This window comes from Bacteroides sp. OM08-11 (genome assembly GCF_003438665.1).
GTDB classification, from domain to species: Bacteria; Bacteroidota; Bacteroidia; order Bacteroidales; family Bacteroidaceae; genus Bacteroides; species Bacteroides cutis.
In genome coordinates this window covers 45800-60964 of record NZ_QSTJ01000004.1, presented here as the reverse complement: position 1 = coordinate 60964, position 15165 = coordinate 45800, and the positions used below count along the sequence as shown (strand labels likewise).

Sequence of the window (15165 nt, the reverse complement as noted above, 5' to 3'; positions counted from 1 at the left end):
TTTATGAATATATTAAATGTCAGTGGGATGATACCGTTGGAAAGATGGTACAAATCCGTTCATAAGATAGTTTTTGTACGCTAAAGGAGATATTAACCTCATAATTAAGCTTCGTCTCAACCGCCGGGATATATATCTTGGCGGCTAAGATGGCCATCTCGGCAGCTGAGATTTGCATCTCGGCTGCTAAGATATAGTTTATCTTTAGGATGGTGTGCTTTTCTCCTGATGAGAATATATATTTATCAGCAGATTGATATACGTTTTTCAATATAGTGGGGTATATTGCCTGATATGCATCAGTATTTCTCTTTAGCCAATGTGAACACGAACTCCAGTCCTCCGCCTTGGCTGTTCTTGGCGGATATTGTTCCTCCATGTATGATGACGGCGTTTTTTACGATAGCCAATCCTAGTCCGGTACCTCCAAGTTTGCGTGAACGTCCTTTGTCCACCCGGTAGAAACGTTCGAACAGGCGGTTCAAATGTTCTGGTGATACGCCTACTCCGGTATCGGCAAAACTGAAATAATAAAAGTTCTCATCTTCACGGAAACAGCTGATATGGATGTGGATATGCGTTCCCGCATATGCAATGGCGTTATCCGTCAGATTACGGAAAATGGAATAGAGAAGAGAATAATTGCCTCGCAGTTGTATGTTGGGTTTTAAGGAATTGACAACAGTTATTTGTTTTTCTTCCAACTCTAAAGATACTTCGTTGACGATGTTGGTCACCAGCATGCTGATGTCCACTTTCTCCATGTCGATCATATTGGCGGCTTCGTCCATGCGTGTCAATACCGAAATGTCCCGTAGCAGACGGCTCAGACGGTTACTTTGAGCATAGCATCGTTCCAAAAAAGTCTGCATTTTCTCTCGGGAGATGGTTTCATTGTTTACAATGGTTTCCAAATATCCCTGAATGCTGCTTACGGGCGTTTTCAATTCGTGGGCGATGTTCTGAGTCAGTTGCCGTTTCATCCGTATCTGTTCTTCTTCCAGAGTAATATCATTGATGGAAATCTCGAAACTTAAATCCTGAAAGATAATACACTCCACAATAAAGATGCGTCCGTTTTTATTGATATTGACGGACATGCGTTTCTCTTCCTTGCCGGACGGACGTTTTTGTGCCTTGTTGATGAAATCCGTAAGTTTCTGGAATTCACAGATAGCGAAGATTTCTTCCGTTGTTTGCAGGTTGGAGTCAGAAATCAGATTGCTGTATTGGGTGAACAGATTGTTGACAAGTATTTCTTTTTTGTCTTTGGTGAATACCCCTAAACCTTCGCGTGAGGTCTGCAAGTGGGTAATCAGCTTTTCACGTTCGATGTATAAGGCTTCCTTCGTCTCACGTAGACGCTTGTATATCTGGATGATATGTTGGGATATTTCTCCCAATTCATTGTGTGGAAATGCTGATTGCATATCCATTTCTACAGGCTCGTTTTTATCGGCGCGTTTGGCAAACTCGCGTAGATGATTGATTGCTGTTCCGAGCTTGGAGGTGAACTTGTAAAAAACGAACATTAACAGCAGCGTTACAATGACGGTAAACCATATGTAGTGTGGATCTGCTGCCAGGCTGTTTATCAGATTGACATTGTAAGGCAATGCCGAACGGATAATATAGTTTTTATAAAGTGTGGCAGAATAGAAATAGGGCATTCCGGTAGTCTCGGAAGTTCGGCGCAAGTCGTATCCTTTTCCGCTTTTTAATGCGGTTTGTATTTCCTGGCGATTGATGTGGTTGTTGAATTGGCTGTGATTGATTTTATTGTAACTGTCGTACAATACGTCTCCGTGCAAATCCACAATGGTGACACGCAGGTCTCCGGCTATATATCGGGATGTGTAATTATCCAGCAGGGGAGTCCACAGGCTGTCGGGAATGTCCCGTATCTCTTGCTGCAGGCGTTCGTTGTAGTCTTGAAGTTGCGTGTCAAGTAATTCTACCTTGTATTCTTTTTCCCGTTGATACTGATAAGCGATGAAACAAATGGCGAATACAAGAAACAACGAAATTACCGAAAGGAATAACTTCCGGCTGAAAGACAAAAAATGTCCATCGTTATTCTGCTTCGAAACAATATCCATATCCTAAACGAGTTACAATGCATTTACCATAAATACCGATTTTTTTGCGCAGACGGGTAATGTTTACGTCGATGGTACGGTCTAGAACATATACCTCGTCACTCCAGATACGACCCAAAATGTCTTCACGGGAGAATACACGTCCTTTGTTTTGCAGTAATAGGAGTAGAATTTCGAACTCTTTTTTGGTGAGTGGGGCTTCTTCTCCATTTATACTTACTTTCTTTTTGATGATGTCCAGCACCAGTGTCTGGTAAACGAGCTGTTCCGGTATGTGCTCCGTTTCCTCCTGTTGTGTACGGCGTAACACGGCTTTGACGCGTGCAGCCACTTCGCGTAACGAGAATGGTTTGGATATATAGTCGTCGGCGCCCAGGTTGAACCCTGTTACCGTGTCGTTTTCTGTATCTTTGGCTGTAATGAATATGATGGGGACTTTGGCGGTCTTTTTATCCTTCTTCAGCATACTTGCCATTTTAAATCCGGAAATTTCCCCCATCATTACATCCAGTAATAAAAGATTATAGCTACTGATGTCCATCTTCAGGGCTTCTTCGGCAGAATTGGCCGTATCTACTTCGTAACCTTCGTTCTCCAGGTTGAACTTTAAGATTTCGCACAAATCTTCTTCATCGTCCACTACTAAAATCCGGTAATCGTTCATTGCATTTTTATTTATATGTGATGTGGAACTGACAGTTCCTTTATCACAAAGTTAAACTTTATTTCTTTTCTTCGACAAAAGTGCAGTGATTTTGTTACGGGAAAATGAAATAAGTGTTACATTATCATTACATTTGTAGTGAAGGATGTGGTTGGGAATTTATTTTCCAGTCATTCTTTATATTTTCAAACTATAAATGACTGGTTGTACTATGAAAAATTATTGTAAAAAAACGTTATGGAGTAAGATTATATTGGGTATCCTGGCTACAGGATGTATGATTTTTTTGTTATATCGGAACGAATCGCGATTATGTAATGAACAAGCGAAAACAATATTTAGGAAAGCATTAGTACAAGAATTGCAAAAACGGGATACTGTATCTGTTTTTCATTGGACTAATAAAGAAACAACACTTTTTTTGGAAGAAAATATTCCAGATGTGGTAAAGATAGAAACAGAACTTGGTGAAAAAGAATATCGAATACCATCTGAGAAATACCAATATAGTATTGTAAAAGATGAAACTCAACGTGGTTTGCTGACTTACCTTTTAAGTGAAAATCCTTTGAACGTGGATTCTATAAATGTGATATGGGATAGTTTATTAACCACAATAAATCCTGACCTAAAGACTTATACACGAGTTTCCATTACGGATTTGGAAGGATATATAACTTCTTCTTATTCAAAAATAAATTTAAGTTCCATTCCAGCTGATAGTTTATGTTCTTACTATATAGGGGCCCGTTGTGAAATTGAAGTAACGGGTTTTATCTTTTATCATTGGTGGGATATTCTGTCTTTTCGGTATATATTGATAGTGGGTTTACTTTGGCTTTTGATAGGAAGTCTTTTTTATCTCGGGAAAAAAATATATTGTTGGATAAAACTTAAATTAGTTGAAGAAAAGATAGTTATAATAGAGAAAGAAGTTCCGGTTATTCCTGTGGAAACAGAAAAATCATGCACTTATCAGTTGGGTAAAGATTTTTATTTTGATGTAGAGCGGAAAATGCTGAAGAAAGACGGTATTATTAGGAGATTGGCTCCTCAAGTGACTGATTTGTTTGTATTGTTCCTTAGGAATAAATATCATAAAATTTCTGTAAAGGAGATTTGTGCTGCACTTTGGCCTGACAGTAGCGGAACTGTGGAACGTGTACATACAGTAATGCGTCGTTTACGTAAATCATTGTCGAGTATTTCAGAACTTCAGATTAACTATGAACATGGTGAATATCAGTTAATAATTCCCCATTTCATCGAAAAAAATGAAGTTACTGATGATGTGGAAGTAGATGTTCCCGTACTGACTGATACTGGCAAGTAATATATAGTCAGCATTTGTCAGCGTTAAAAATAGGAGATTGATTTTATAGTGCATAATTTTACACCATCATTAATTTATAATATTATGATTTCGTTATGAAGAAAAATGGATTATTTGCAATCTTGTTGTATGTATTGAGTATAATGTGTTTTGACGCCGCCCAATCGCAGAAAAAGCTTGATGATTTGTTCTAAAATAATGTAGAAGCTTTAGCTACTGGTGAAGATGAAGTACCTGTACATTGTTATGGAAGTAGAAGTGTGGACTGCCCTTCTGGTGCTAAAGTGAAATTCGTAATTTCAGGTTTTGGCCTTGATACTCAATGTTGGTAGATATATTAATATTTTAAGAAATGCTTGTTGTTGGACTAATAATAAGGGAGGAGTATTTCTGTTTGTATATAGGTAGGCTGTGATAAGTGTTTATGAAAAGGATACTTATAAAATGTCCTATTTATTATGTGATGGTTAGATGAATTTTATATAGTTGAAAATCAATTAGGTACCTAATAATTTGTTAAGAAAATGTTTAATATAAAAAAGACGCCGATGAAAACATAGAAAGAATGAGATATTTAAATGATTTTTTGTATCACAGATGAAATAATTATAAAAATCAACATTTATGAAAAAAATATATATATTCTTACTTTTATTGATAGTGGCTATTAATATAGGTTTCTCTATATGCGGAGAAATGAAATTTTCAGATTTGGAATTGTTAAAATTAGAAGCGCTCGCAAATCCAGAAATTGATGCAGGAGGAGGAAGAGGACCATTACGTTCGTATGGATGTGTAATTATAGTAAATGAAATTGCCGGACATCATGATGATGGCTCTCCTGTTATTATCCCCGTTGCATACCCTGGAGAACAGGGAAATTGTGAGGGAATTACTGGTTCTTGTTCTCCATATTCATGTACGAAGATTTATTAAATACTACTAATAATCAGGGGGAATTTTTTGTAGAAAGAATAGCTCCTCCTGATTCTTTAATTATTATCTATATACTATGAAACTATTTGTTTTTTGTTTTATTACATGTATTTTGTGTGGGTGTCGTTCCATGACATATGATGATGAATCTTGCGAAAACATAAAAGAAATATTGATAAATCCTGAAGAAGTTGAAGCTTTTTGGGATTTGTCCGTTAGATTGAATGATTCAGTGGATATTATATCTTTGGAAGTAACAGATGAGTGTCTGATTTCTGCTATAGGTAAATTCGAATATTATAAAGATTATATATTTATATCGGATAGGACGAACGCTAAAATTTTCATGTTTTCTTCGACGGGAAAATTTATAAAAAGTATCGGTAATTTTGGGAAAGGTCCCGGCAGATATTCTTCTTTAGGAGACTTCAGTTTTAAAGGTGATTCTATTGTCGTTCAAGATGCCTTCAATGATAGTTATATTATATATGATTTCTTTAGTGATGCTTATCGGGAAGTTTCTTGTGATGTACATGGAGTGGAATTCGTTTTGTTTGATAATATTGCTTATGTCATTTCAAATTATTATCAATCGAAATATGGAAGTTATAATTTGTTTTGTTATGATTTTAATACAGGTAATCTGATTGAACCTGGAATTTCTTTTCAAGAAGAATGGACTAAATTGAGATCAGCGTATGGTTTAAAAAGATATTCTGATAAATATAATGATACTGGTTTATTGATATATCCTTTAAATGATACAATTTATACGATAAATAAAGAAGGAGTATTTCCTTCATATCTCGTTCATTTTACGGAGAGAAGTCTGCCGGAAGAACTGAATATAAAGAACGAAGAACTTTATCGATATGTACACAAGAATCGTTATTTGAAAGGTTTGGAGTTTGTACAACATACGGAAAATTATTTATTGGGATATTATATTGATGGTAATTTTAGATATATATTATATGATAAACGTACATCTAAGGTTGTGGTAGGGAAACAAATGATATTTAATGCTTTAGGGGGAATTCCTGTTTATGATTTTGCAACGGCGGATAATAATGTTTTTTTTGCATTATATTCATCTGATTTTCTATTGTCCTATTGGAATGTTGTTAAGGATAAATGTAAAAGTCATTATAATAAAGAAAAGATGGATTTATTGGTTTCTACGATAAATGAAGATTCGAATCCGGTATTATTGAAATGGTATTTTAAAAATTAGGGGAAATGCAAAAGGGCAGAATTGTATTAGTTGGTTTATTGGTTATTGTATTAGTAGTGATTAGTGTTTATAATTATATTCATTATGGTATAATTGTTGAAAATCAAGAGTTTATATATGATTTAAAAAAGAAATCTGATTTGGAGATAGGTCAAATGGAAGCTTTAAAAGAATGTAGGGCATATGAGATATTTCTTAATGGGACTAGTATTAATGCAGATGCTTCAGTTTTGGATATATATGGGTGTAAAAAAAATATATCCAAGATTGTTACTGACAACATGTTAATTTTACGTTATTCGGAAATGAATTGTGATGTTTGTGTGGATAGTTTAATCAGTAAATTGAATTTATATATGGATTCTGTTGGAATAGAAAATATTGCTTTATTTACTACTTCTCAGAACAAAGGATATATTAGACGATTTAAAAAAGTAAATAAAATAAAATTTGATATTTATGATATAGGATTGAAGTTAGATTCTGTATTGACCGATATTGGTGTACCTTATTTTTTTGTATTGTCGCGTAATAGGAGAGTTAATAATATGTTTGTTCCTCAAAGTGAATATATAGATTTGACGGATAAATATTTACATTCTATTTATATGAAATATTGGATGAATTTATGATAATTATAGCCGTTTCCCTTAAAGATGTAACGTATTGTTTATACAGCCGTATATTCAATAGTGATACAGGAAAAACATGAAATAAATTGTTATATCTTTGTATGATAAATAAACAGTCGTATGAAGAAGCTGATAGATATGTGTAAAGGGTCTCATAAATGGCGTTTGCCGATAGTAATAGTTGTTTTAGCAATAGTGGTGCTCGGTTCTATTTGGCTGAATGTGGCTCCGTTTCGTTCCGGTTTTGAAATAGCGGATGAATTGGGAGGAAATATTTTCCCTTCCAGCATCTTGTCGGTAGCTACCACGGATGCGCAGGTCATAGTTCCGGTGGATTCGATGTATGTGGGAAATCCGAAATCGTGTGTTGCGGTCAGGATACGTTCAGGAAAGCCTTATAGTAAGGTGAGGGTAGAGGTTGCGGAAACTCCCTTCTTCTCCCGTTCTGTATCGGAGTTTGTATTGGAGAAACCCAGAACGGAGTACATTATTTATCCTGATATTATCTGGAATTATGAGGCGTTGAAAAACAATAGCCAGGCAGAACCTATCAGTGTGGCTGTCGCAGTAGAAATGAATGGAAAAGAGCTTGGACAGCGTGTACGCACATTTTCTGTACGTAGTATCAATGAATGCTTGTTAGGATATGTGACGAACGGTACAAGATTTCATGATACCGGTATCTTTTTTGCCGCATACGTTAATGAAGAAAACCCGATGATAGACCAATTGCTGCGTGAGGCGTTGGATACTCGTATTGTAAACCGTTTTTTGGGTTATCAGGGTGGAGCCGAAGTAGTGGATAAGCAGGTGTATGCTTTATGGAATGTGTTGCAGAAACGTAAGTTCCGTTATAGTTCGGTGTCGAATACAAGTTTGTCCAGCAATGTGGTTTTTTCACAACGTGTCCGCACGTTTGATGATGCTTTGCAGTCTTCACAGATAAACTGTGTGGACGGTAGTGTTTTGTTCGCTTCGTTGCTTCGCGCCATCAACATCGAACCGATACTGGTGCGTACTCCCGGACACATGTTTGTGGGATATTATACCGACTCCAATCATAAAGACATGAATTTTCTTGAAACAACCATGATAGGGGATGTTGATTTGGATGATTTCTTTCCGGATGAGCAATTGGACTCTACAATGATTGGAAAATCACAAAACCAAATGTCGCGTATCACTTTCGATAAATCCAAGGAGTATGCCAATAATAAGTATATGCAGAATGAGGAGGGCATTCACTCTGGGAAACTGAATTATATGTTTCTGGAGATTTCAAAAGACGTCCGGAGAAAGATACAGCCGATAGGGAAATAGTATTGCTTTTTGTTTCGATTGTTTGCATATCAACGGTGGTAATGTTACTTTTGCAAGAAATAGTGAAGAAGGGATGCTTCGCGAGTATTATCAATTAAGTATGGAACAAGGTAAGAAATTTATTTCTCCGGGGGCATGGTTCTCCATGACATATCCGGCTGATTGGAACGAATTTGAGGACGGAGAAGGCTCCTTCCTGTTTTATAACCCTAATGAATGGACCGGTAACTTCCGCATTTCGGCATATAAAGGCAATGCGACATACGGTAGGGAGATGCTTCGGCAGGAATTGAAAGAAAACCCTTCGGCCACTCTTGTCAAAGTGGGTGGGTTGGATTGCGCATATAGTAAAGAAATGTTCGAAGAAGAGGGGGAATATTATACGTCTCATCTTTGGGTTACGGGTATCGATGATGTCGCTTTTGAGTGTTCGTTCACCGTCTCAAAAGGACAACCGGTAACTGAAGCGGAAAAAGTAATTGCTACTCTGGAGTTACGTAAGGAGAACCTGAAATATCCGGCTGAGATAATTCCCGTGCGTCTTTCTGAGATATATCAGATTAATGAAGCTTACGAGTGGGTAAGTGCCACGGTTAAAGAGCGATTGAAAAAAGATTTTCAGGGACAGGAGGAAGATATTGCCAACATGCAGCAAATCATTGATAGCGGCAGTATCGGTGCTAAAAAAAAAGAAGCATGGTTGGCAATGGGCATCACCCTTTGTGTTATTGTGACTAATGAGGTAGACGGTATGGAGTGGCGTACGTTGATTGATGGTAATCGCGAAGCACCTGTACTTTTGAATGTTGCTACCGGTGCTCTGATAGATCCTATGAAATTAGTGTGGAGTAAAGTAAAAGCCGGCAGGCCTTATAACTTGGCGGAAACCTATCAAGCTCTCTTCTCCTAACCAATTAATTATCAATTACAAACTTTCAATAATCAATTAATTTGGCAGCTGTAAATTCTATTTTTCAGGTAGAAAACTTGACAAAGTCATTTGGCGACCTGATTTTATTCGAAAATATATCTTTTGGTTTATCAGAAGGCCAGCGTGTCGGTCTGATAGCCAAGAACGGCAGTGGAAAAACTACTCTGCTTAATATTCTCTCCGGTAAGGAAGGGTATGATGACGGTACTATCTCTTTCCGGCGTGATTTGCGGATAGGTTATTTGGAGCAAGACCCGCAGTATCCTGAAGGGTTAACCGTGCTTGAGGCCTGTTTTCATCATGGTAATAGTACGGTTGAACTGATTAAGGAATACGAGCGCTGTATGGAAACCGAAGGACATCCCGGACTGGATGAGATATTGGTTCGTATGGATCATGAAAAAGCATGGGAGTATGAACAAAAAGCCAAGCAAATCCTTTCGCAATTAAAGATCCGTGATTTCAATCAGCAGGTAAAACAATTGTCAGGCGGACAGTTGAAGCGTGTGGCGCTTGCCAATACACTTATCACTGAACCCGATTTGTTGATATTGGATGAACCTACCAACCATCTTGACCTTGATATGACGGAATGGTTGGAAGAATACTTACGACGCAATAATCTCAGCCTTCTGATGGTGACGCATGACCGTTATTTTCTGGATCGTGTCTGTGCTGAAATTGTCGAAATAGACAACCGTCAGATTTATCAATACAAAGGCAATTACAGTTATTATCTGGAAAAACGTCAAGAACGTATAGAGGCTAAAACTGTAGAAGTGGAGCGTGCCAACAATCTTTATCGTACCGAACTGGAATGGATGAGACGTATGCCTCAGGCTCGCGGTCATAAAGCTCGTTACCGGGAGGATGCTTTTTATGAACTGGAAAAAGTAGCCAAGCAACGCTTCAATAATGATAATGTGAAGTTGGACGTCAAAGCCTCCTATATAGGTAGTAAGATTTTTGAAGCAGACCATTTGTATAAGTCGTTTGGCGACTTGAAGATATTGGAGGATTTTTCTTACATCTTTGCCCGCTACGAAAAGATGGGTATTGTGGGAAATAATGGGACGGGAAAATCTACTTTCATTAAAATATTGATGGGAGAGGAGAAGGCAGACTGCGGTACACTGGATATAGGCGAGACAGTGCGTTTCGGTTATTATTCTCAAGAGGGGTTGCAGTTTGACGAACAGATGAAAGTGATTGATGTAGTACAGGATATTGCCGAAGTCATCGAACTGGGCAATGGTAAGAAATTGACCGCATCACAGTTTCTGCAACATTTCCTGTTTACGCCCGAGACGCAGCATAGCTATGTTTATAAGTTGAGTGGCGGTGAACGTCGTCGTCTATACCTCTGCACTGTACTGATGCGAAATCCTAATTTTCTTGTATTGGATGAGCCTACCAACGACCTTGATATTGTAACGTTGAATGTGCTGGAAGAATATTTGCAAAACTTTAAGGGGTGCGTTATCGTAGTGAGTCACGACCGTTACTTCATGGATAAGGTGGTAGATCACTTACTGGTATTCAACGGACAGGCTGATATCCGTGATTTTCCCGGAAATTATACTCAGTATCGTGACTGGAAAGACGCCAAGGCACATCAGGAAAAAGAAAAAGAGGCGGTCAAGCCTCAGGAAGACAAAACTGTTAAAGTCCGTTTGAATGAAAAGCGTCGCATGTCTTTTAAGGAGAAACGCGAGTTTGAACAGCTCGAACAGGAAATAGCTACGCTGGAAGAGGAAAAGAAATCCATCGAAGAAGCCTTATGTAGCGGTACTCTCTCAGTTGACGAACTTACGGAGAAGTCCAAACGCTTGCCCGAACTGACTGATTTGATTGATGAAAAGACATTGCGTTGGCTCGAACTGAGTGAAATAGAGGGATAAACTTATAATTAGAAAAGATGAATCTGACGAATTATCATAGTCATAGTTTGTATTGTGACGGACGGGCTGGCATGGAAGACTTTGTGCGTTTTGCCTTGAGCCAGGGGTTTACCTCTTACGGTTTCTCTTCTCATGCTCCGTTACCCTTTTCCACAGCATGGACCATGGAGTGGGATTGTATGGACGACTATTTGGCAGAGTTTCACCGTCTGAAGACCAAATATGCCGGGCAAATAGAATTGTATATCGGCTTGGAGATTGATTATCTGAATGAAGAAAGTAATCCTTCCATTGCCCGTTTTCGTGAATTGCCGCTGGATTATCGTATCGGTTCCGTACATTTGTTGTATAATGATAAAGAAGAAGTGGTGGATGTTGATGTTACGGCAGATACATTCTGTAAAATCGTAGATGAGCACTTTGGTGGAGATGTGGAGCGGGTTGTTCGTTTATACTATGCCCGATTGATGCGGATGTTGGAATTAGGGGGATTCGACATAGTAGGTCATGCCGATAAGATGCATTATAATGCAGCCTGTTATCATCCCGGTTTGCTGGATGAACCGTGGTATGATGTGCTTGTAAAAGAGTATTTTGCAGAAATAGCTCATTATGGTTATCAAGTTGAAGTCAATACCAAATCTTATCATGATTTAGGTACTTTCTATCCTAATGAACGTTATTTCTCATATTTACATGATTTGGGTATTCGTGTACAGGTGAATAGTGATTCGCATTATCCCGAGCGAATAAACAATGGACGTCCCGAAGCTTTACAGGCATTGGGGAAGGCTGGTTATGAAACAGTAATGGAACTATATGGAGATTCATGGAAAGAGATACCCATTAAATGAAAATGAGAAGATAATATCCTTATCTGTATAACGTTGACCAAACAGGCCATAATATTATGCTGGATGTAATTACCCAATATAATATTATGGCCTGTTTGGTCAACTGCCTGTTGATGGCAATTATTGCTTCAACAGAAATTCGTCGATTGCTTTTTTATAAGTAGCCTTATCAGCTGCTCCACGGAACAGTTGAGGCTCACCTTTTATCGGAATAAACACAAAAAGAGGAATACTGGTAGCATTGAACAATGCTGCCAATTCTTTTTCCTTATCAACATTGACTTTATAAATAACGATTTTGCCCGCATATTCTTTAGCCAATTCTTTCATGATAGGAGCAGTCATACGGCAAGGCCCGCACCAGTCGGCGTACAAATCAATGATAGCCGGTTTATCGCCTTTGTATTTCCACTCTTTGGATTTTTCGTAATCGAATACATCCTTGATAAACATATCCTTATTCATTACGATTACGTCTCCACTCTGAGCTTCTTTCTTTTCTGTCTGATTTTGTTTGGCTCCATCCGTACAAGCATAGGTCAATACACTTGTAAAGATGAGAGCGGCTATAGCTATAAATTTCTTCATCACGTTCAATTATGAATTTTGTTCAATAACAGCTTTCAGCTCTTTGCCGCTGATTACACCCGAATGACGCCATACGGCTTCACCTTTCTTGAATACGATAAACGTAGGTACGGCTTGTATGCGGTATTGAGCTGCCAGTTCTTCATGTTTATCGACATCGATCTTGGTAATACGGGCGGCATCACCGATTTCTTCCTTCAACTCTTCCAATACGGGATGCATGGCTTTACAAGGTCCACACCATGTAGCAAAGAAATCCACCAAAACGGGCTTTTCTGACTGTATTAATTCTTCAAATTTTTCCATATTATTTTCCTTTCTTTTTTATGTGCATAATACATAACAAAAAGTAACCCGTTATTGTTCGGACTTTTTTATTCTGTTATGGTCAACTCCTTGATGATATGTGATGCTCCGGCGTATTTATCTATAATGAATAGAGTGTACCGGATGTCTACACATGCCGCACGCTGTGAAGACGGACGGAAAGCTATATCACCCGTCAGACCCTCATAATTACGGTCGAAGCCGGTACCGATTAATTCACCTTTCGCATTGAATACCGGACTTCCTGAATTGCCACCTGTATTATCCGTATCCACAATGAAGCATACAGGCATTTCACCGTTGGGCATGGCATATCGTCCAAAGTCTTTTGCCTGATACAGCTGTTTCAGTTTGGCAGGAACAACAAATTCCCAGTTATCGGGATCTTCTTTCTCCATGGCACCCTTTAGGGTGGTATAATACGCATATTCCACACCATCGGCAGGTGCATATGGCAATACACGTCCATAAGTCAGGCGCAGGGTGGAATTTGCATCCGGATAGATGGGTATACCTGCATCCTGTTTCATATCTATCATACCTTTTACCCATACTTTGTGGGCGGCATTATAGTTTCGGTTGGCATCCATCATGGCAATAGTGGTCTGTAGCAACCCATCAGTGATAGAGAATTTGAATAGTGTCATCCAGTCATTGGCAATCTTATACAAGCTGGGTTTACGGATAAATTTGGCGAAATTCTCCCTACTGCCGAATATGGAATAATCAAAACAAGCATCTATGAAAGCATCACTGTTTCCCTTGAAACGCTTATCGATGATCTGGAAGATGGCAATCCGTTGTTCTACAGGAATGTACTTCATATAGGTCTGCAACATTTTCTTACCTACTATTCGTTCTACTTCCGGGAAAGGTACAGATGCAAAGTATTTGTCAGCTTCTATCTGCAAGCTGTCGACAGCGGCTTTTATACGCGCCTTGTCTTTGCTTTTCAGTGCGGCAACCAATGTTGCTGTATTGGGGATACGCATGAAATCGAGTCCGGTAATCAGAGCCTCCTGAATGGCTTGCTGATGATAGAGAGCGTTGCGGCGATGCTTCACAATGCCGCGTATCTGGTCGAATGCCTTTTGGTAGGTACTATCCCCTTTTTCACGGCCACGGGCGAGGAGCTGCTCCTGTTGCACACGTTTGGTATCCAATACTTTCAAGCGTACAAGACCTTCGTTCATGCCGATGGCATTTTTCCAATAGTTGGCGGAAGATGCATATTTGCTGGCATAATGGATACGTACGGCATCGTCTTTCAACATTTGCTCCATGAGTGCTTTCTGGCGTACATCACGTACATGGTGGCGCATGAAATTTGTAGTTTGCATGCGTTCTTCCACTTCGTCGGAAATCATGTAGCGCCAATTGCGTCCGGGAAATCCCATGATGAAAGTGAAATCTCCTTCACGATAACCGGCAAGGCTGATTGTGAGATGCTTTTTTACTTGCAAAGGTATATTATCTTCGCTGTAAGTAGCCGGTTGACCATTTTTGTCCGCATAGATGCGGAACAAGGAAAAATCGCCGGTGTGGCGAGGCCACATCCAATTATCCGTATCGGCTCCAAATTTTCCGATAGAGGAAGGAGGGGCACCTACCATGCGGATGTCGCTGTATGTGGTTTTCACAAACAGATAGTACTTGTTTCCGCCGTAGAAAGCTTTTAGTTCCAGCTTTTTGCCTGGAGTCATTTCGATGTTTTCTGCTTGGGCAAAGCGTTTGGCTACAATTTCCAGATATTTGGGAGAAAGATAGTTGGTTCCGTTTGGATCAGGATCTTGCTTTAACTGTGTATTTACATAGTCGGTCACATCCAATATTTGATCGATATAGGTGATGGTAAGGCCTTTGCAAGGCAATTCCTCATCACGAGACATAGCCCAAAATCCGTTGGTCAGATAATCATGTTCTACACTACTATGCTGCTGGATGGCTCCATAACCACAATGGTGGTTGGTCAATACAAGTCCTTCGGCAGAAATGACTTCACCTGTACAGCCGCCACCGAAGTGTACGACTGCATCTTTCAGGGCTATTCCGTTAGGATTGTATATTTCTTCGGAGGGTATCAACAATCCGAGTTCGGTCATAGCGATTTCATTCTGTTTTTTGAGGTCGGTAAGCATCCACATGCCTTCATCGGCTTGTATCAAAAAAATACTAAATGTAAAAATTACTGATAATAAAAATCGTTTCATATAAAAATGTCATTGTAGGGTATTTTGATATGGAAGAATGAGTATACGACTGAATACTATTCAGATACGAGTGAATGACATTCAGTATACAACAGAATAGGGTACATTTGTATACTGGATGATATCCACTCGTATC

The 15165-nt window shown here is 38.9% G+C and carries 13 protein-coding genes and 1 pseudogene; 9 read left to right on the top strand and 5 right to left on the bottom strand.

Annotation, left to right across the window (positions count from 1 at the left end; all coding sequences use genetic code 11):
* Window positions 1-299: 299 nt before the first annotated feature.
* Entirely contained in the window at window positions 300-2099 is a 1800-nt protein-coding gene (locus DXC10_RS08750; protein WP_101545273.1) for an ATP-binding protein, read from the bottom strand.
* Window positions 2074-2763 (bottom strand): response regulator transcription factor, encoded by a 690-nt coding sequence (locus DXC10_RS08745; protein WP_101545275.1) that lies wholly within the window; start codon window positions 2761-2763, stop codon window positions 2074-2076. The genes DXC10_RS08750 and DXC10_RS08745 overlap by 26 nt, the downstream gene beginning before the upstream one ends.
* A 211-nt stretch (window positions 2764-2974) precedes the next feature.
* Between DXC10_RS08745 and DXC10_RS08740 the strand changes: the two genes are divergently transcribed.
* From DXC10_RS08740 to DXC10_RS08705, 9 genes and pseudogenes are all read left to right on the top strand, one after another.
* Entirely contained in the window at window positions 2975-4096 is a 1122-nt protein-coding gene (locus DXC10_RS08740) for a hypothetical protein (protein WP_158557836.1), read from the top strand.
* Window positions 4097-4302: 206 nt separating this feature from the next.
* Window positions 4303-4428, top strand: a pseudogene (locus DXC10_RS16710) (hypothetical protein); the annotation flags it as partial.
* A 292-nt stretch (window positions 4429-4720) separates the two neighbouring features.
* Window positions 4721-5032 carry a hypothetical protein gene (locus tag DXC10_RS08735; protein WP_117737693.1) on the top strand — a complete coding sequence of 104 codons (312 nt, stop codon included), beginning with the start codon at window positions 4721-4723 and terminating at the stop codon, window positions 5030-5032.
* A gap of 76 nt (window positions 5033-5108) precedes the next feature.
* On the top strand, window positions 5109-6266 hold the full coding sequence (locus DXC10_RS08730) for a 6-bladed beta-propeller (protein WP_117737692.1): 1158 nt from the start codon (window positions 5109-5111) through the stop codon (window positions 6264-6266).
* Window positions 6267-6271: 5 nt separating this feature from the next.
* Window positions 6272-6898, top strand: a complete 627-nt coding sequence (locus DXC10_RS08725; protein ID WP_117737691.1) for a hypothetical protein — start codon at window positions 6272-6274, stop codon at window positions 6896-6898.
* Window positions 6899-7036: 138 nt separating this feature from the next.
* Window positions 7037-8218 carry a hypothetical protein gene (locus DXC10_RS08720; protein WP_370448210.1) on the top strand — a complete coding sequence of 394 codons (1182 nt, stop codon included), beginning with the start codon at window positions 7037-7039 and terminating at the stop codon, window positions 8216-8218.
* A gap of 100 nt (window positions 8219-8318) precedes the next feature.
* Window positions 8319-9128: a DUF3805 domain-containing protein gene (locus tag DXC10_RS08715; RefSeq protein ID WP_117737803.1), complete on the top strand. Its 810-nt coding sequence runs from the start codon at window positions 8319-8321 to the stop codon at window positions 9126-9128.
* Between the two features lie 41 nt (window positions 9129-9169).
* Window positions 9170-11050 (top strand): ABC-F family ATP-binding cassette domain-containing protein, encoded by a 1881-nt coding sequence (locus DXC10_RS08710; RefSeq protein WP_117737690.1) that lies wholly within the window; start codon window positions 9170-9172, stop codon window positions 11048-11050.
* Window positions 11051-11067: 17 nt separating this feature from the next.
* Entirely contained in the window at window positions 11068-11904 is an 837-nt protein-coding gene (locus tag DXC10_RS08705) for a histidinol-phosphatase (RefSeq protein ID WP_117737689.1), read from the top strand.
* Window positions 11905-12024: 120 nt separating this feature from the next.
* Here the strand turns inward: DXC10_RS08705 and DXC10_RS08700 are convergent, their stop codons facing one another.
* The 3 genes from DXC10_RS08700 to DXC10_RS08690 all read right to left on the bottom strand — a co-directional run bounded on the left by DXC10_RS08700 (window position 12025) and on the right by DXC10_RS08690 (window position 15029).
* Window positions 12025-12492 carry a thioredoxin domain-containing protein gene (locus tag DXC10_RS08700; protein WP_101545292.1) on the bottom strand — a complete coding sequence of 156 codons (468 nt, stop codon included), beginning with the start codon at window positions 12490-12492 and terminating at the stop codon, window positions 12025-12027.
* 9 nt (window positions 12493-12501) lie between these two features.
* Window positions 12502-12798 carry a thioredoxin gene (gene trxA, locus DXC10_RS08695; protein WP_101545294.1) on the bottom strand — a complete coding sequence of 99 codons (297 nt, stop codon included), beginning with the start codon at window positions 12796-12798 and terminating at the stop codon, window positions 12502-12504.
* A 68-nt stretch (window positions 12799-12866) separates the two neighbouring features.
* Window positions 12867-15029, bottom strand: a complete 2163-nt coding sequence (locus tag DXC10_RS08690; RefSeq protein ID WP_101545296.1) for a S46 family peptidase — start codon at window positions 15027-15029, stop codon at window positions 12867-12869.
* Between the last annotated feature and the right edge of the window lie 136 nt (window positions 15030-15165).